We start from the raw sequence: 16174 nt of genomic DNA on the forward strand, positions 1-16174 counted from the left end.
ATCAGACTAAAGTGCCAGCAGCTACTAATCCAGATTATAAAACTAAATATCCGGTCTATCGAGGAGCATTGTATCAATTATCATCCACGTATACCATTGAACCTGGAGATGGTTTGAATCAACTCATCAAAGATAATCCTTCTTGGGAAGGATTGGCTAATCCTTCATTTAAATATAGTGACAAAGAACTGTATTATCCCGTAACACCCGGTTCCCATCTTTAATAACAATAAATTAAAAAATAGAGCAGCGGGATCAATCCCGTTGCTCTATTTTTTTGACCATGACAATGTGCATAGGAACGTTTCTAAAAGATAACGAACCCTCTATCTGATCTTTCATCTAAGTCTGAGACCTTCTATAGTCCCCTGATGTCTATCGATTGTCGTATAGGTTCCTTTCCGCCTCAATTTAAGAGATCCCCGAGTAGCTCCAATACCTCCCCTAATTCTTATAAAACTGAGTCTTTCATCTCGTTGACAAAACACCTGGTATTCACTCAGCTCTTTTTTGAGCTTGTCCGTCATGGGAATACTCTGTTGCATACGGGCTTTTCCAAAAACAGATAGCGTTCCATTATAAATATCAACGTCAATCCATTTGAGATTCGATACTTCTCCAACCCTCATTCCCGTTCCTAATAAAAAAACAATTAACGTATGATCTCGATACGCAAAATAAGTTTTGTCCCGCCGGATTATCCTTAATTTCTTCAAAGAGTGACATTTTATATGCCTCAATGGTATTCTTCGATACATTATTAAACAACTTCTCGTCTAAATAATCTTGTACTGCGAACTTCATCAACATAAAAACCACTCCTCGCTAAAATGGGCGAGAAGTGGCCTTGCGCATGAAAATCGTATCTTATTTGTGACCACTACATTTCTTAAACGGGAGAAACTACGAAAAGCCCTTTTATAACGCTATATGGTGGAGCATAGCGGGATCGAACCGCTGACCTCTACACTGCCAGTTTAGGGACCCGAATTTACAGTATTGATTCAGAGTGCCACCTTAGCTATTCTAGTGCGGTTTCCTTGTGCTATTAAAGCAGAAGGTACCCATTTGATAACTGTATTTCACAATAGTGCGTGGTCAAATTGTGGGCAAATGTGGGCAATGACGATAGCGCAAAGCTCGTCCTACAAATTGGACGGGCTTTCTTTTTGCCAGTTCTAATCATATATCCAAATATTACTTCAACTAGTATAATAGTGAAAAGGGGGCGGTATCCATGAATAATTACGCTGTGCCAGGTGGACCCAAAAGAACATACCAAGACAGACCTGGTGGAGAAATCATAATGCAGGATAAGCCTGGTAGTAGTTTCGCTGATAAGCCTGGAAGTGGATATCAGGATAGCCCTAGTGGGCGAAGGAGAATGTTCCAAGATTGTCCTGGGGGCCAGTAAGGTAGCAGGATGATCCAGGCGGCCGCTGACATCAGTCCACCAAAAGACCACCCGATTATGGGTGGCCTTCTTCCTATTCAGAGCTGCTACCGCAAATCATCCGCAGTCATAACCACACCCTTCATTTTCCCTAGCATCTTTTCCCACTCATTCCTCCTGAACTCCGATGTGGTGACAATCATTATCTCAGGAAATTTGTCACCCATCTTTTGCTTGAGGGCTATATAGCCCCTCATTTTATTCCGGTTCTCGGCCATCGACTGGGTAATATCGATCTCAATTAGAAACTCTCTCCCACCCTTTGAAAAAGCGGCATCTGGGCGAATCATCTCCCCATCTGCTACAAGCTCAGGTTCGTTGCGCCATTTGTCGGGACAGTAACGAATGAAAATCTCATTTCGCAGTAGAAAGTGTCTAACGGCCAGCGTCTTTTTTCGGATGATAGTCACTCCAGTCTCTTCCCTTCCCTTCTTACCGAGGTATGTCACCTTTGACCTATCTGCGAAAAAAGTATTAATGTAACCCTCCGACTCCATCTGGCGGAGGGTTTTTTGAGCATTCCTTTTGCCTCCTATTGGATGGAGTCGACGGAGCTGATCAATCGTCAAATAGTCTAATGTCCCCAGACTCCGCAGAATCCCCGACCAGCGGATCGATGTCGCGGTATTCATTTGGCTGCCCTCTCCTCCCAACTTCGGCTAAGTATTCAGTCGCTTTTTCCTCTGACAAGTAAAAGGTCTGGATCTCTGTCAGCCCCGCCTTGCGGAAAAGTGCCCTCCCGGGGATGTCATCAGGGAGCCTAGCCAATTTAGGGCTATCCATAATGATCCCACTCTGAATCTCATCAGTGGTTCGAAACCCAATGCGACCAGCGACATTCGTCTTGATGATTCCGTCTATCACTTTAGCATCAGGGCGCTGAGTACAAAGGACGAAAAGAACCCCGGCTGCTCTCCCTTTGGCCGATATCTGGGCCAAAGCTGTTTTTGCGGCAATCCTGACCCCTTTCATCTCCTTGCTCTCGCCCGGGAACCCATGGAGATCGATCATCTCATCAAGAATGAAAATGATCCGTCGCCCTTTCCATTCCTGTTTCTTGTCATCTCTTAGTATCTCCAACCGGCGATTCATTTCCTTCTCTATTCGCATGAGCATCTTAACCATGCCGACCATCGATGAGGTAAACCCTGAACAGTTTTCCAAAGTCGAAAATGGCGCAAGCTCAACCCCGCCCTTTAGATCCGCGAGGTATAGTTCAGGTTTTAGGCCAAGGGAAAGGGAGGTAATGATGGAACGCAAAAGATATGACTTCCCCCCACCTGATGCACCGCCAATAAGCAAGTGAGGGAAGTTCCCTGCAAAATCATAATAAGCAGTAGCTCCTTGCCGATCTATGCCTACAGGTACTTTGTAATCCTTTCTTATATAGTTTGGGCTGTATTCCACCTTCTTCGGCAAACCAGTAGTGAAGACGTCAATATAGAACCCCTGATTGTGATCATACCTAACTTCGCAATCTTTTCTGATCGCCTGACTGATCGCATCCTGTAACTTTTCTGCATCTTTTGATGACTTCCCTGGTGGCAGGTTGACATGATACCTTCGTCCATAGTTGGTTCGGGAAGATCCGGTGCATTTCGGTGGGCGATCTTTATCCCCAATCTTCCGTTTAAACCCTGATGAAAAGAGGACTGACAAGAGTGCATGCCTATCTCGATCTTTTGTGAGACGGACCATTCCAATACCTGACATTACAGCCATTGTCGCACCCATCATCATTCCAGAGACCAGCATAGACATCTCCTTCTTAAGGATTTTATAGTTCTTAGGTACAATTCGTTCAGTGTTCGTTCAGTGTTCGTTCAGTGTTCGTTCAGTGTTCGTTCAGTGTTCGTTCAGTGTTCGTTTTGCATTCACTCGGCGAATTTTTTGTTGAGTGCTTGTTAGCTCTTGATTTTATTGCATTTTAACTAGTACTTATTTGTTCGTTTACAGTGCAAGCCTCCTTAGCGGAGGCTCCTCCTTTTGTCGTCGCCTGCGTCCGCTCAGTCGGGCCGCGCTTGACTTTCCCGCGTTCCTCGATTTTATGCATGCTTTTCCGATGTTCCGCTAGTGGATGTATTCCGACTAATATTGTCAATGTATTTGTTTACTCCCTGCCCTTCGTAGCTTCTCAACTGCCTCCATAAAACTCTAATAGTTACCCCGACAACTCCAATTGCGCCGACTGTACTCAGTATCATTCTTTTTCACCTCCACCAAAATGGCCCTAAAACATTCCACCGATCACTGTCACCTGACCCATATAGAACTTAAGAGTAATGTACCCCGCCGCCACCCAAGTGATGAGATTCACCATCGGGACTAAGTCTCCATAGCCAAATCGATTTAAACCTTTTTCAATGACAGCCGATGCAACTGCCATACCTACGACACTGACTACTGGAGTCATACTTAATGCTCCGATCATTCCAATCTCCCCCTATTATTTTAGAAATTATACGAACTGCTCAGCGATGCTTGTTGTTACTGTAGGAGCCTGCACTACATCTCTCAAACATGGATCCTCCTGATGCGTTTCATCACTCTCCATGTCTCTTTGGATCAATGATTTTAGGTAGCTTGAAGTGTTGGTATGTCTTCTAGCGTGATCGAAAAGCTTCTTTTGGAAAGGATCTTTAGAGTTAAGAGATGCCGCTAGAATCTTCATTTCAACTTGTTTGCCCATAGATAGCTCTCCCTATCTCATGGAGTGCGACTGCATTCGCAAATTCCGGCAATAGACCATACGGGCTCAGGATATATGCCTTTGGAAAATGCTCTCGAATTGCATCTGCCATTGGTACTGCCCCGCCTCCAACAAGACGAATTAGATCGTTCCGATACCAGCGTTTCCCGGAAGCTATTGCTTGGATGCGTCGAGCCACCATTTTCGGATCAACCGTCATCGCCGTAGCTAAACCCATGGGTTCAGTAAAGCTCTCTCTATCCCCGTATCTCATGTCTTTTATAGTGGCTCCATTGACTGTAGCCGACCCGATATCCAACACTCTGAGCAATCCTTGAACTGGCTGAAATAGTCCTACTGCTGCTCCTTCTGCTGCAACCCTCACCTCTTGGATTCGAAAGACTTTTCGAATACCATTAATCGTCAGATCATGAGAACCTATCAGCATATTGATTATCTTTTCTTTTTCAATGGAGGTATGTTGACATATAGGCTGACAAGTAACGATTCGAACTGTCAGGTTCCCGCCTTGGTACTCAGGAATGATCCGGTGAATGCCGAGCAGTACTCTCATCTTGCCATCATCATGAGCTTTGGTAGTGCCTTTCACTGTTCCGCCCCACTCAGACTCAGCCTGAGCAAGTGTTCCCGCAAATCCCCGCCTTCCCTCATACTCCCAAACCATGTCATTGGGAGTCAGTCTGTTTGTAAGTCTCAGTTCTCTCCACTCACCTAGATCTGACGGAAAGGACAAGTTCCCAAGTACTCCACCATAAACTTTTACCTTTTCGTTGCCTGGATCGATTCCGAGAATCATCTCTTTGCCCCCTTCACTTCACCTTCAAGGTGCATTTAAGGTAAACCCGAAGATAACCATTTACTTTTCAAGCACATTTAAGGTATACGAAAAAGGGCTTGGGTGTTTATCTAGTCCATTGAAAAATATCCAATTATTTTTGATCTTCCTCAAAAAGGTTCTGTCCATTTGGGCGCAGAAAGATAAACCAGAGGTGGTAAACGTGAAAAGGTCGAGGTACAAATGCAGAATTAAAATAATTCTTTTTGAACGAGATATACAACAAGGAGAATTTGCAGACTCAATTGGAATTAGTCAAGCAACCATAAGCGCACTTGCTAACAATAATTACGAACCCAGCTTCCATAACGCTCGACTGATAGCCAAAGCTTTAAACCTTTCTGTTGAGGAAATCTGGCCCGAAAGAAAAGATAATCCTCCCAATGATGATTCTGAATCTTAACACTATATAGAAGCAAAAAAAGCCCTTGGTTATATAACCCAAGGGCTTTCCTTATATCTTGCCAGTCTTTTTATATTCTTTCAATTTGTCACCCAAAGCAATCCGGAGGAAGCCTGAAAAGGAAAGATCAATGGCACCATAGCTATCCTTCTTCACTTCTTCCATTACCCTATGTACCTCATTCCATAGCTCTATGGGCATGGTGATTGTGGTGCGCTTCGTCTCTCCATCATCTTTAACCATACCTCCACCCCATCCATAAAAATCCCATACTCAATATGCAAATAATACTCCAATTGACCACTATCGGTCAAAGGACATGCCCAACACGAAAATAAATAAATATTACACACATACTTTATCCATATCGAATATGATATAGTGTGGATAGTTTCCACAGTTAACCACGGAAGAAGGTCGGGGAGTATGAAAAGGTTGGTTGCTCTAGTGGTTGTCATCGGGCTGTTCTTTGGAGTGTTTGGTTGTGTTAAGCAGATCGCCTCACCTGTAATGGAAAACCATAACAAGCTCATCTCCACAAAGCGCCAGCCATTTCAATTCTATGACGGGATGAAAATCACCCTAGAACACGTTGAAGTAAACCCCTCTAAAACTAAAGTGATCGTTAGATACCAAAATGATTCAGGTCAACCATTACAGTCTGATAGCTTCCTCAAAGTATGGTTTCGACACTACCCCCTCAACCCCCGCTTCCACCCACTTGATAACGCCAGGCGAATCACGGAAAGTAACCATGACTATAAAGACACCAACTACGATCCCTCTTTCAGAGATCCAACAAATAAAGGTACAGGTGGGTAATCGGGTTATGTACACCGTTAAATTTAACAATAAATGACACAATATTCAGATCGAATTGCGAATGATTAAGTAGGAGGAGTGACTACCCCTATGAATTGGAAAGAGCTAGGAAACAACTTAATCGGCTGTGGATGCGCTATTATGATGTTACCTTTCATAGCCATCATTTTGTTCCTTCTGTGGAGTCTGATAACGGACTAGCGAAAAATAAAATAGCTGGGCAGGAATATAAATCCTGCCCGGCTATTTTATCCTCTATCTATATAGAAGTCTTAGTCTCTATTTCAAGATACCGAATAATTTACCCCAAGTCCAATCCCCAACTTCCCCAGTGGGATTCTTTGCTCGGGCTTTCTTCTGGAAAGAGCGGACGGCTCTCTCTGTCTTCGGGCCATAAACGCCATAAGGTTTACCATGCTTAATAACCGGAGCTACCCCTAGCCTCCTCTGTACTGCCAGGACATCACTCCCGGTCATCTGGTTACCACGGACATATTGAAGTGTCCGGGTGAACTTTGCACCATTAGGGGCCTCTTTGAGCTGACCAGGTTGATATCTATCAAATGGGCCAGCACATCTACCATGCTTTAGCTGTTGTTCAAACCAACTTCGAGTGATCCCTGAACCAGGGCAAGATTTGCCGGCTTGCATCTCCCGGTGGAACCTAAAGCGGCCACCCGTGATGTGATTGACCAGATAAACTGCCGCGGCTAGCTGAGGGCCTTCCAATTTGTCGTGGCCCTTGTCAAAGTTGCCAATCATCTCAACCATAAAGGGATGCACTCCATCATTGTCTAGATCATTGTGATCATAGGCGGATGCTGGTGCGCGGTTGATATCGCGCCCAGTCATCACCTTCCCATCAGGAAAAATAGTCGCATGCTGGCCGATGTCCGACCAACCGCGACTATGGATGTGGAACCGCCTCATTCCATCTTGGAGAGAGCGATAGTTCTTGCCGTTGAAAGCTTTTTTGCTTGGCGACCAAGTCCCATGCACATGTGTTTCCGTGAGTCGGCTGCGACTATTCCCCTTAACATATTCCACGAACTCTTTCGCGGTCATTCGCTTCCCATATTGCCACATACTCACTTCTCTCCTTTAGGCTGGACCATATTTTTAGTACCACTATACAGTCCGGTGGCGCTTAAACCCATGATGATACCCTGTAAGATTCCTACACTTAACTCTCCCGGTGCCAAATAAAAAAACCCGGCGACGATGCCTAGGGTGAGGGATACAAGCGGGCTTAACCTTTTCGGTAATCCTACCTGCTTCAACATTTCAACCAATCCGATAATCACCGATACCAATACTGCCTCATCCATTCCAATCATTTCTCATCCTCCTAGTCCTATTTTCGCAAAGTAAAAAATAGCGACCACAATACCACCGATCACCCCGGTGACAATGGGTGCTACGATTAAAGTTTTCACTTGTGATTTGGTTTCTTCCGCGGCTTTAAGTGCTTCCTCTGCCATTTTCTGCGCTTTTTCCGCTTGCTTCTGCGCCTCGCGACTCCGATCCTCCGCCTCCTCTGCTAGGACGGCTTTGTCTTTTAAAGATCGGATATCCGATTTGATATCTTGCAAGTTTGTACTCACCTCTTGTAGAAGCTGGTACATCTCTTTGGGTGAGATGATCACCGCCCCTCCGCTTTCCCCCATCTAACCACCCCCCTTTCAGTGGGAACCACTGGTGTTAAGCTTCTTCAATTTGCTTCTTTGCGCTTTGTTCCTGCCAAGTAGCTACCCGCCGCCTCGCCTCCACTCGTAATGCTTGCACCACCTCCTCCATCATTAAAGCTAACGCACCCGCAGGTAGCCCACTTTCTTGCAAAATAGAAGAGACGGCGGCTACCGTCTCCTCGTGGATCACTTCAAATGGTTTTGTCATTTTCTATCTCCTCTTCTATGGGTGCACCCACAGAAACCGGACATTTGATTATTTCTGGTGGTTGGGGGGGAATCGCTGGTAATACTCCGTCCTCCGGCACTTACAACACCGTCCTCTATGCAGTTTGTACCTTTTTTAAACTCCCGCTATCGGGATCGCGGATATGCAGATTCGCCCCTTTTCCATAGGCCTCTAATTCAAATACCGTCTGGTATCCCGCTGTCGTGTACATGCGAACATGCATCCGGTTCCCTGTATCTTTTCCGCCTCCTCCTAGATAGAGATAACAACCATCGGAAACCTTTAAACGGACGGCACCATAAGGGTCCGAAGAATTGGGGGTTACATCAATACTGGGCCCCATATCACGAAAAAGACTCGGGTCGCCAAAGTACACAGTAGATAATCCCAACCGGGCATAGTCAAGCGCATATTGGAGCTTTAATCCTTGCTTTTTAACCTTGTTGGAGCTGTCAATTTTACAGAATAAGTGAAGATCTTTTACGGTCGAAATCCCCACTCCTCGATACCGATAAACTCCAAGATCATCGCTCGCATCACTATCGAATGAGTAGCCAATGGTACCGAGCCAATCATTGTTTGGATCTTCTAACCCCCACCCATTATCAAAAAATCGAATGCCGTATTTCCCTATTTTTAAGGTCTGGTAATCATTCTCATAGGTGCACAGGTATCCATCTTTTAAACGGACTAAACTGCTCCCAGCTTCGGAAACCGTCTCAATATTGACCCGTTCGGCATTTAAGGTACCCGCCGTTATCGCATCCGCGTTGATGCCGTCTCCCGATAGGCCGACTTGCCAATCGGGTTCCCCAGCCACCGGGTCCCACCGATTGGCAAAGGCAAGGATGCCGCTTTTCGCTTGCATATAGTGGGTTGTCTCCGGATCACCATAGGGTCCCGACGTCCAGATGTCGCCCAAGGTCGGTGAGAAGTCCTTGTAACCGACCCCTGAGCGAAGCCGGTCCGCCATTTGCTCGATGTTTTGGCGAAGCTGGGTAACTGGGGCTCCTTTGGTTACCTTGTTTCCAAGCTCTTCTCTGATGTCGCTAATGGAATCAAAGGGGGTCGGAACAAATGACCCCAGGGTCAATTGCAAGTTCCTCCGATTATTCAGATCGACTTCAGCGGCAACCACTCGAGCACGCACCTCGATTGGTGGATTGAAAGAGTCATCAACCACTAGGCCAGCGGTACCTAATTGGGTAGCCTCATGCTCCCTACCCACTTCCCTAGAGAGGTCGGTAATCTCCACCTCATAGCTGGCCCATTCTTGCGTTAGGGGTTTTAAGGCGTCCCATCCCTGTTGGATAAGAACCTTGGGGTCTTCCGTGTCATCAAAGGTTTGGGTCATGAATATATGTCGCCGACCTGAAGAACCTGGATATCCCCAAATAGATCGAGCAGCTTCATCACCTACCCACGTTTGACCCTTTGGTTTATCAGCGGGATCTCCCTTTGCTTTGGACCACTCGACATCTGCAATCGTCAGCTTTCTAGCCCCAGTCTCATCATCATCAGTCGTGCTGTTGTCTCCTCCCTTGCCATAGGGGTAAATGGCGGTAGCAACCTCTCGGGAAATGACAGTCTTTTTGAGGGACTTCAAGTTCATCCCCTTCATCCATCGAACCCCCGTGTAGTCCTCTAAGGTTGAAACCCAATCAATATAACGACCTGTGATCAATGAGCCAGAGACCGTGACTCGAAACCGGATAACTCCTCCCCATGTTTTCATTAACTCGCTAAGTCCCTCAGAGGCGCTGGTATGATAGACATTCGTTGAAGCGATTCCTGTATGGGAAACGCTCCCCACTTTCCACCGACTTTTCGCGGAACTGAGCAACCGGGTCAATGCATCATTTGGCGTGGTATCCCAAAGTCTAATATCATCTACCCAATCACCAGACAACTCTCTTAGAGCAGACTCTTCGCACTGGATTTCCTTCATCGGTCTACCCGAGCTATCGCTGACCTCATCGGTCTCCATAATCTCAAGAAGCCGCCACCCTCCAGGGTTCCATGGATCTTCAAGGAGGACATAGTTACGCTGGGTGAGGTACTTTCCTTCCTCGTCAACTGGCCGGACTCTAAAAGTCAATGTAGCCGATTCATTCTCTGCATCTCGGAAGATCGGCTCATAGACGGGAGATCCCTTATGACCGATAGTGGCGACCCGTTCTTCATTCCGATTCAATAGGATCAGCAAGGCACCCCGATCTTTCTCGCTCAAAGCCATCGCTCCCTCCAATCACAAAAAAAGACCCCCACGCCAGCAGGCTGGATCTCAAAGGAGTTATATCCGGGATGTAGCTCAATCATCCTTGAGTCAAAACTCATCGCCTTTTGACCTTCTCTCGCACTACCATTGATTTCGGGCCGGAACCTATCTCGGCAGTCGATAGCTACTTTATCCCCCGATTTGAAAGGGTAGTCGAGGTGGAGTTTTCTCCCTGATTGAATGTGGACGACTGCAAAGAATTTAGTGGACTGCCCGAATGTCCCATAAAAATAGGGCTGCGCATGGGCAGTCCCTTGGTTCATCAGATCGGTAGCGATTTCTTGAGAGAGTTTCCAAGCAATCCTATTTAGTCGAGGGGTGATTTTCGGATCCGCCGTTTTTAAAACTACCCGCACGTAGAGCGTTTTCCCCGTGATATCCGTCTTGGAGGTAGCCCCTGGTATTTCGTTGCCGTTCACACACGGTAACCAAGGTCCTGTTTCCGAAAATCCCACGAATACCTGGATGCTACACGCTGCTGAATCAGGGATTTCTTCCTCCCAGGATATTCTACTTTCCCCAACGACGCCAACAGCCCCAATAGGTACACCCGGGGCATCTCGTGAGCCCTCCGTGTTGGTCTTATAACCTGGCGTCGTCTCTACATAGAGGCGAGAGAGGATGGGGGATTTTGCGGGATCGGATGTAACTCCTTTTAGTTCGACGGTTAACGTAGCCGTAGACAGATCCATCTCCTTTGTAATATAAGGAAGCTTCTCACCGCTTGTCATCATCTGAGAGGGGCCATGGATCTCTCCATTGATTGTCCATGTGACCCAACATTCCACCGATGTGCCTGTAGGTGCTGAAACATCCCATTCTAAGGTGCTGTCAAGCACGTGGGATGGGAGTCCTGAAAAGGTTCGGCTCCAGGTACCACTAGCAACATAAGCAGATGAAACGGATAGAGACAGACTATTTAACGCGGGACTATATCCAAAGTCACTTGTCTGCAAGGTCACGAGTACGTCTAATTTGTCACCCGGTCCCCACGTGTTCTCGGCTATACCCGGGACCTGCGATCCAGAGGTCAGGGGATTAGACCACGCTCCTGGGCTCTGACCATTTTTCGTCACCCTCACTTGGAAGGTTACAGCGTGTCCGGCGAGTTCATTCACACCAGTTAAAGAGTCCCAATCAAATGAGATCGTTGAGATTCCAGGTACACCGACAGCATCCAATGGCAAGGTATAGATCGCGGTACCTACCATCGATGAAGTAGTGAGAGGGGGTATGTCCGTGGTGGCCCCATAATAAACCGCAGAAATATCGGCGGTCCCTGCATCGGAATCGCCAAATAAGAAACCGTATCGATCCGATGAGCTGGTTGGGGTCGATGTTTGTGTCGTATAGGGCGCTGCAGAACCTACAGGATAGCATTTGAGTGTCGTTGTATCCGCCCACTCGACCCGATACCACAACCAAGCGTTCGAGGTATTCGGCAGGTTGAAATCCCATTTACTCCCGTTAACGACCACCTGAAACCTTAATTTGGTGGTCGTTGTACGATAGCAGAGAAGGATGGTTCTACCCACCGTATAATCCGCGCTTCGGGTCACCATGACCGTCGAGTCCGTTCCTGTTCCAGTCTTGGCAATTCGCATATAACCGGACTGCTGAGAGACCGATCCTTTTCTGGTATCGGTAAAATAGGCGTCGCTCCACTTTTGACTCTTCCAAGCCGACAGGTCATCTCGATTCAGCCATTTAGGGATGGTAGATAGTTTCAAAGAGTTGCTGGATGCAACCACATTGGACAAGGTACCCGCACTAAACGTGGCATCCGAGTTTTTGGTCAGGGTGGCCCCTGCCCCCCTCTGTAGGGTTAGGAATCCCGATGCATCTTTCATCATTCCGGACATTGTCCCCGTCTCCCACTGGGTCTTGATCTGAGATGACCAGGAAGAATATTTTTGCAAAACGAGATCCGTCTGATCCCCCACTGTCTCGGTGACCAAGTTGGTCAGGGTTCCTGTTGCGAAGTCCGACGCTGTGGAAGCGACATTCCCCACTCCTAGCCCAGCAATTCGCTGGGTGGCGGTTTCTCCAATGGCATCCGGATCAGGAACATAAAAGGTAATCTCCCCTTGGCTCATTCCCCCAAGTTCCTCTAACCCCGTTGACCCTGCCCATCGAGCGAGGTAGGTTTTCCCGGGCTCATCCTCCAGTTCCAATTGCCCAAGTTGACCCGCATTCCGAAGCCACGCTCTCACCTGCCTCATCTTTGCTCTTAGATCGATGGCACCCAGTGCCGCCACATAAAAAGGAACCTTGATTTCCAAGGCTCCCTCTTCGATCCCTTGATCCGCCTCACCCCGCCGCCCTGGAATCTTCTCGGATACCACTGTGATCTCAGGCCCTAGAGATCGGACAATGTCCAGGGCGATCAGGCCAAAGTCATCCTCCATATGTTTTCCGGCAAACTTCAAAGAGTAGCCTTTCATTCAATCACCTCCCTATCTTCCTCGATTCCTTCCTTTGTTGCATGCGCCATAGGCTTTCAGCAATTTTGTTGATGTCGGCTTCCTCGCGAACCACCAATTGACCCACTTCAATATGGAACCTTCCACCGACTGCAGCTGTCCCCGCAGCACGCGATCCACCGACTCCTACTTGAACCGATCCGATTAATCTTCCCGTAGAACCCGTAGCCAGTTGAGCATTCGCCATTGCCATACCAGAAGCGATCCGCGCGGTCATGGGCCGGATCCCCTTCTCAGCTCCTTGCGCCCAAGTTGGGAAAAAGCTTTCCCCCGATTTATCAAGATCGCTTAGTGGCCCTTCTTTGGCGGGTGAAAAGGGGAGGTAGGATCGGATGGTGTTCATTCCTGACTTCACTGCCGATATAGCTGAAGAGATACCGGATCGAATCCCTCTTGTCAGGGCACTCAGTAATCCTCTCCCTGCTGAGAGAAACGAGCTCGCATAGTTCTTGACCGTACTCCAGGCCCCCCTAATACCGTTACTGATCACCGACTTAATGCCATTCCAGGCCCCCTTGGCGGCGGACTTTATGCTGTTCCATATGGAAGAGGCCGCGCTCTTCATCCCATTCCAAAGACCCTTTAGGATAGAGGAAGCCGTCTTGATAGCCGTCGTTACTGCTGACTTAACCCCGTTCCAGATGGGCACGGCTGCACTCTTGATCGCATTCCAGATGGCAACTCCTGCCGATTTAATCCCTTTCCAGATGCCTGACCAGATCGTTTTATAGGTGTTGAAAACAAATTTAAAATACGCCTTCATTCCGTCCCAAATAGCCACAAAAAAAGCTTTGATCCCCTTCCAAACAGCTACCGCCGCCGCTTTAATCGCATCCCAAGTGGCTACCAGGAATGTTTTGACCGTGTCCCAATTCTGGTACAAAAGGACTCCTATTGCGATCAAGGCGGCGATCCCCATGACCACCCATCCTATCGGTGAAGTGAGGAAAGCCATGGATAACAATCGGAACGCTTGGACTACCCGCAAGATAACGGGCCCGAGACGCCCTATAAAACCAATTACTTTTGTAAAACCAGAACGTAACACTTTCCCCACACTGGAGAACGCGTTACCTACTTTGGCACCAAAGGCTGAAAATCGAGCCCCTAATCCAGCTACCTTCGCCCCAACCCCATTCATCTTCCCAAAGAAGCTAACAACCTTGGATCCTGCACCAATGAGCGTGCCGCAAATATTGATCAGATTGCCAATCACCATGATCACCGGGCCCAAGGCAACCACAGCCAGGCCAACATAGACGATCATCTCTTGTTGACCTTTGGATAAATGGCTAAACCACTGAACCAGCTTTTCTATTTTGGCGACAACTCTTTGTAGAATCGGGATGAGGATCGTTCCTAACTTCTCAGAGAGATCCGTCCATTTTGCGGATAAATCCTTGAGCTTATTAGCGGCTGATCCCTGAGTCCTTGCCAAATCACCTTGCGCTTTTTTCGTCCCTTTCAACGTTAATCCATAGATGGCCTGGGCCTTCTGAGCCGAAGTGAGCTCCGCTCCTTTTTTCGCAATTCCATTCGCATAGGCGTATTCCTTGACGGTGGCATCAGAGACGGTTGGGACATACTTCTGGAGCATGTCGTATTCCCCGCGAAATGCCCCGGTCATCGCCTCAACCACTTCGGTGGTGGGGACATTGTTGAAGGACCCAAGATCCGCCGCCAATTGAACAAATCGCTTGGACATGCTGGCAGCTGTTTTGTCGGTAATACCCATGCCGTTGATCGTTCCATAGAGGTCCGCCGTATACCCTCGGATCTCCTGCCCGGACATATTGAGCGCATCGGATTGCTTATCGGCCCAACTATTCATGCTCTTGGACATGCTCCCAAAGATGTGGTCAAACTTCGACCGCATCTCCTCGCCATCGATGGCTGTCTTGGTCATCAACCCCATGACGATCCCGAGGGGTACTGAGACACTTTGCGTCATCGTTGACCCTGCGGCACTCATGGCCTGTCCAGTCGCTTGCCACTTGGCTCCGGCTGATCGGAGGCGAGATTCTACTTGGGCCATCGATCTTTCAAAACTAGCGATTCGAGCCCCAATATTGACGAAAATATTACTGATGGCAGCCATTTCCCCACCTCCCTTGGTAGATCATTTCTCGGCCCTCAAGGAAGGTAGGCTTCTGGGTAACCGTTGTAGCCTTTTCCTTTCCGATTAGCTTTTCGACGGTCAGCTTGGGTCTCTTCGTATCTTTGAAATTTACCACTATGCATGCATGAGTCAGCATCACATCTCTGAACGCTTCAAGCTCCTTTTGCTTCCACTCCATCACTGCATCCAATTGTTCCATGAGTTCAGCAGGAGTGACCCGCCAAAAGTGCTGGGGCATCTCCGATGGCCTTATCCCAAGTGGCCCCATGGCGATCTTCTTCATTTGAGACCACCACCCAGGGCCAGTCAGTTTTTTGCTTCTGCTACCTTAAGCTCATTAACTTCTTGAACTTGCTCTTCGCTAATTCCCAGCGCTTTTTGGAGTGAGCTCATTAACATACTAACCACTGGTTCCATTCCATCCCGTTCTACTGCGATGGATAGCCTCCGCCCTGCTTCCTGGATCGATAACTTTGGTTCAGCATGGATCATCCCCGCCCATGCGAGAGCAACCATGGTGCGAGCACCCGTTTTTGAGAAGGCCTCGAAGCAACTGTCCACCCCTAACTCCTTCTCTAATGCCGATAATGCATTAAAGTCGAACCGGATTTCGCGCTGTTTATCCATGTGAATGACCGTCATGATTGTCATCTCCTTCATTTAAATAAGGCCAGGTAGTTTATAACTTGGCTACCTGACCTTCAATTGCACTTATTTCTTGGGAATATCCTTGATGTCATAAGCTCCAGTCCCTTGAAGACTCATCGACATGGAATACCCATCATCCATCGGAGACTCTTCCGACAGCTCGGTAATGATTGCGGTCCCCTCTTTCATCTTTCCATCGGGTTGCCGCCACTGAATGATCACGGGCGTCCCGGTTCTCTTTGCCGTATTAAGCAAGGTGATCCCCTCATCGTCCTGGACCCAGAAGGCGTCATTATCCAGCTCCCACTCTTGCGCCCCAGGGAGAAATTCTTTCCAGACGGGGCCTCCTATTGGCTTTTTTCTTGTCACCTCGATGGTTTCCGTCGAGGTTTTAAACTTCGTCTCCGATTGTCCACCAACAAACACAGGCGATCCTGCCGGAGTGGCTGGATCGTTCACCCATAGGGTCACATCGTTCCCGCTAAATACATCACCCTTTGCCATCC

Annotated in this window: 20 protein-coding genes and 1 pseudogene; 4 read left to right on the forward strand and 17 right to left on the reverse strand. The window is 47.8% G+C overall.

What is annotated here, in order from left to right; all coding sequences use genetic code 11:
• Window positions 1-224, forward strand: a pseudogene (locus BLV90_RS16320) (hypothetical protein); the annotation flags it as partial.
• A 114-nt stretch (window positions 225-338) separates the two neighbouring features.
• Here the strand turns inward: BLV90_RS16320 and BLV90_RS16890 are convergent.
• Window positions 339-758, reverse strand: a complete 420-nt coding sequence (locus tag BLV90_RS16890) for a tyrosine-type recombinase/integrase (RefSeq protein WP_091742553.1) — start codon at window positions 756-758, stop codon at window positions 339-341.
• A 479-nt stretch (window positions 759-1237) separates the two neighbouring features.
• On the opposite strand from BLV90_RS16890, the gene BLV90_RS16325 reads away from it, so the two are divergent.
• Entirely contained in the window at window positions 1238-1414 is a 177-nt protein-coding gene (locus tag BLV90_RS16325) for a hypothetical protein (RefSeq protein WP_177168089.1), read from the forward strand.
• Between the two features lie 86 nt (window positions 1415-1500).
• Here the strand turns inward: BLV90_RS16325 and BLV90_RS14260 are convergent, their stop codons facing one another.
• The 5 genes from BLV90_RS14260 to BLV90_RS14280 all read right to left on the reverse strand — a co-directional run bounded on the left by BLV90_RS14260 (window position 1501) and on the right by BLV90_RS14280 (window position 4959).
• Window positions 1501-2085, reverse strand: a complete 585-nt coding sequence (locus tag BLV90_RS14260) for a replication-relaxation family protein (protein WP_091742556.1) — start codon at window positions 2083-2085, stop codon at window positions 1501-1503.
• Complete coding sequence (locus BLV90_RS14265; protein WP_177168090.1) at window positions 2012-3208, reverse strand: FtsK/SpoIIIE domain-containing protein; 1197 nt, start codon at window positions 3206-3208, stop codon at window positions 2012-2014. The genes BLV90_RS14260 and BLV90_RS14265 overlap by 74 nt, the downstream gene beginning before the upstream one ends.
• Window positions 3209-3683: 475 nt before the next feature.
• Window positions 3684-3884 (reverse strand): hypothetical protein, encoded by a 201-nt coding sequence (locus BLV90_RS14270; RefSeq protein ID WP_091742562.1) that lies wholly within the window; start codon window positions 3882-3884, stop codon window positions 3684-3686.
• Between the two features lie 27 nt (window positions 3885-3911).
• Window positions 3912-4142, reverse strand: coding sequence for a hypothetical protein (locus tag BLV90_RS14275; protein ID WP_091742565.1), 231 nt, complete (start codon window positions 4140-4142; stop codon window positions 3912-3914).
• Entirely contained in the window at window positions 4126-4959 is an 834-nt protein-coding gene (locus BLV90_RS14280; protein ID WP_091742567.1) for a ParM/StbA family protein, read from the reverse strand. Before BLV90_RS14280 ends, BLV90_RS14275 begins: the two co-directional genes overlap by 17 nt.
• 202 nt (window positions 4960-5161) lie before the next feature.
• Between BLV90_RS14280 and BLV90_RS14285 the strand changes: the two genes are divergently transcribed.
• Complete coding sequence (locus BLV90_RS14285) at window positions 5162-5401, forward strand: helix-turn-helix transcriptional regulator (protein WP_091742669.1); 240 nt, start codon at window positions 5162-5164, stop codon at window positions 5399-5401.
• Window positions 5402-5452: 51 nt separating this feature from the next.
• On the opposite strand, the gene BLV90_RS14290 is transcribed toward BLV90_RS14285, so the two are convergent.
• Entirely contained in the window at window positions 5453-5644 is a 192-nt protein-coding gene (locus BLV90_RS14290) for a hypothetical protein (protein WP_091742570.1), read from the reverse strand.
• A 192-nt stretch (window positions 5645-5836) separates the two neighbouring features.
• Here BLV90_RS14290 and BLV90_RS14295 point away from each other — a divergent pair, with 192 nt between their 5' ends.
• Window positions 5837-6223, forward strand: a complete 387-nt coding sequence (locus BLV90_RS14295) for a hypothetical protein (protein ID WP_143035069.1) — start codon at window positions 5837-5839, stop codon at window positions 6221-6223.
• A gap of 279 nt (window positions 6224-6502) precedes the next feature.
• Here BLV90_RS14295 and BLV90_RS14300 read toward each other — a convergent pair whose 3' ends face one another.
• The 10 genes from BLV90_RS14300 to BLV90_RS14345 all read right to left on the reverse strand — a co-directional run bounded on the left by BLV90_RS14300 (window position 6503) and on the right by BLV90_RS14345 (window position 16172).
• Window positions 6503-7309, reverse strand: coding sequence for a peptidoglycan recognition protein family protein (locus BLV90_RS14300; RefSeq protein ID WP_091742573.1), 807 nt, complete (start codon window positions 7307-7309; stop codon window positions 6503-6505).
• Window positions 7310-7311: 2 nt separating this feature from the next.
• Window positions 7312-7560, reverse strand: coding sequence for a transposase (locus tag BLV90_RS14305; RefSeq protein WP_245726374.1), 249 nt, complete (start codon window positions 7558-7560; stop codon window positions 7312-7314).
• A 3-nt stretch (window positions 7561-7563) separates the two neighbouring features.
• Complete coding sequence (locus tag BLV90_RS14310; protein WP_091742575.1) at window positions 7564-7890, reverse strand: alanine-zipper protein; 327 nt, start codon at window positions 7888-7890, stop codon at window positions 7564-7566.
• Window positions 7891-7924: 34 nt separating this feature from the next.
• Window positions 7925-8119 carry a hypothetical protein gene (locus BLV90_RS14315; RefSeq protein WP_091742577.1) on the reverse strand — a complete coding sequence of 65 codons (195 nt, stop codon included), beginning with the start codon at window positions 8117-8119 and terminating at the stop codon, window positions 7925-7927.
• A gap of 115 nt (window positions 8120-8234) precedes the next feature.
• Window positions 8235-10376 (reverse strand): phage tail spike protein, encoded by a 2142-nt coding sequence (locus BLV90_RS14320; protein WP_091742579.1) that lies wholly within the window; start codon window positions 10374-10376, stop codon window positions 8235-8237.
• Window positions 10367-12862, reverse strand: a complete 2496-nt coding sequence (locus tag BLV90_RS14325; protein WP_091742581.1) for a distal tail protein Dit — start codon at window positions 12860-12862, stop codon at window positions 10367-10369. Before BLV90_RS14325 ends, BLV90_RS14320 begins: the two co-directional genes overlap by 10 nt.
• Window positions 12863-12866: 4 nt before the next feature.
• Entirely contained in the window at window positions 12867-14999 is a 2133-nt protein-coding gene (locus tag BLV90_RS14330) for a phage tail tape measure protein (protein WP_091742583.1), read from the reverse strand.
• Window positions 14983-15303, reverse strand: a complete 321-nt coding sequence (locus BLV90_RS14335; protein WP_091742585.1) for a hypothetical protein — start codon at window positions 15301-15303, stop codon at window positions 14983-14985. The genes BLV90_RS14330 and BLV90_RS14335 overlap by 17 nt, the downstream gene beginning before the upstream one ends.
• Before the next feature lie 23 nt (window positions 15304-15326).
• Window positions 15327-15662 carry a hypothetical protein gene (locus BLV90_RS14340; RefSeq protein ID WP_091742587.1) on the reverse strand — a complete coding sequence of 112 codons (336 nt, stop codon included), beginning with the start codon at window positions 15660-15662 and terminating at the stop codon, window positions 15327-15329.
• A 69-nt stretch (window positions 15663-15731) separates the two neighbouring features.
• The gene (locus BLV90_RS14345) at window positions 15732-16172 is read right to left on the reverse strand and encodes a phage tail tube protein (RefSeq protein WP_091742589.1); all 441 of its coding nucleotides are present in this window, start codon (window positions 16170-16172) and stop codon (window positions 15732-15734) included.
• Between the last annotated feature and the right edge of the window lie 2 nt (window positions 16173-16174).

The sequence above is a fragment of the Marininema mesophilum genome, from assembly GCF_900106775.1.
In the GTDB taxonomy this organism is placed as follows: domain Bacteria; phylum Bacillota; class Bacilli; order Thermoactinomycetales; family DSM-45169; genus Marininema; species Marininema mesophilum.

What these genes read in the sequence shown, in the direction of transcription:
- BLV90_RS14270 (WP_091742562.1), bottom strand. Translation starts at nt 3,884, where the DNA reads ATGATCGGAGCATTAAGTATGACTCCAGTAGTCAGTGTCGTAGGTATG.
- BLV90_RS16325 (WP_177168089.1), top strand. Translation starts at nt 1,238, where the DNA reads ATGAATAATTACGCTGTGCCAGGTGGACCCAAAAGAACATACCAAGAC.
- BLV90_RS14300 (WP_091742573.1), bottom strand. Translation starts at nt 7,309, where the DNA reads ATGTGGCAATATGGGAAGCGAATGACCGCGAAAGAGTTCGTGGAATAT.
- BLV90_RS14280 (WP_091742567.1), bottom strand. Translation starts at nt 4,959, where the DNA reads ATGATTCTCGGAATCGATCCAGGCAACGAAAAGGTAAAAGTTTATGGT.
- BLV90_RS14260 (WP_091742556.1), bottom strand. Translation starts at nt 2,085, where the DNA reads ATGAATACCGCGACATCGATCCGCTGGTCGGGGATTCTGCGGAGTCTG.
- BLV90_RS14345 (WP_091742589.1), bottom strand. Translation starts at nt 16,172, where the DNA reads ATGGCAAAGGGTGATGTATTTAGCGGGAACGATGTGACCCTATGGGTG.
- BLV90_RS14315 (WP_091742577.1), bottom strand. Translation starts at nt 8,119, where the DNA reads ATGACAAAACCATTTGAAGTGATCCACGAGGAGACGGTAGCCGCCGTC.
- BLV90_RS14330 (WP_091742583.1), bottom strand. Translation starts at nt 14,999, where the DNA reads ATGGCTGCCATCAGTAATATTTTCGTCAATATTGGGGCTCGAATCGCT.
- BLV90_RS14290 (WP_091742570.1), bottom strand. Translation starts at nt 5,644, where the DNA reads ATGGTTAAAGATGATGGAGAGACGAAGCGCACCACAATCACCATGCCC.
- BLV90_RS14340 (WP_091742587.1), bottom strand. Translation starts at nt 15,662, where the DNA reads ATGACGGTCATTCACATGGATAAACAGCGCGAAATCCGGTTCGACTTT.
- BLV90_RS14265 (WP_177168090.1), bottom strand. Translation starts at nt 3,208, where the DNA reads ATGCTGGTCTCTGGAATGATGATGGGTGCGACAATGGCTGTAATGTCA.
- BLV90_RS14335 (WP_091742585.1), bottom strand. Translation starts at nt 15,303, where the DNA reads ATGAAGAAGATCGCCATGGGGCCACTTGGGATAAGGCCATCGGAGATG.
- BLV90_RS14275 (WP_091742565.1), bottom strand. Translation starts at nt 4,142, where the DNA reads ATGGGCAAACAAGTTGAAATGAAGATTCTAGCGGCATCTCTTAACTCT.
- BLV90_RS14305 (WP_245726374.1), bottom strand. Translation starts at nt 7,560, where the DNA reads ATGATTGGAATGGATGAGGCAGTATTGGTATCGGTGATTATCGGATTG.
- BLV90_RS14320 (WP_091742579.1), bottom strand. Translation starts at nt 10,376, where the DNA reads ATGGCTTTGAGCGAGAAAGATCGGGGTGCCTTGCTGATCCTATTGAAT.
- BLV90_RS14325 (WP_091742581.1), bottom strand. Translation starts at nt 12,862, where the DNA reads ATGAAAGGCTACTCTTTGAAGTTTGCCGGAAAACATATGGAGGATGAC.
- BLV90_RS14310 (WP_091742575.1), bottom strand. Translation starts at nt 7,890, where the DNA reads ATGGGGGAAAGCGGAGGGGCGGTGATCATCTCACCCAAAGAGATGTAC.
- BLV90_RS16890 (WP_091742553.1), bottom strand. Translation starts at nt 758, where the DNA reads ATGTATCGAAGAATACCATTGAGGCATATAAAATGTCACTCTTTGAAG.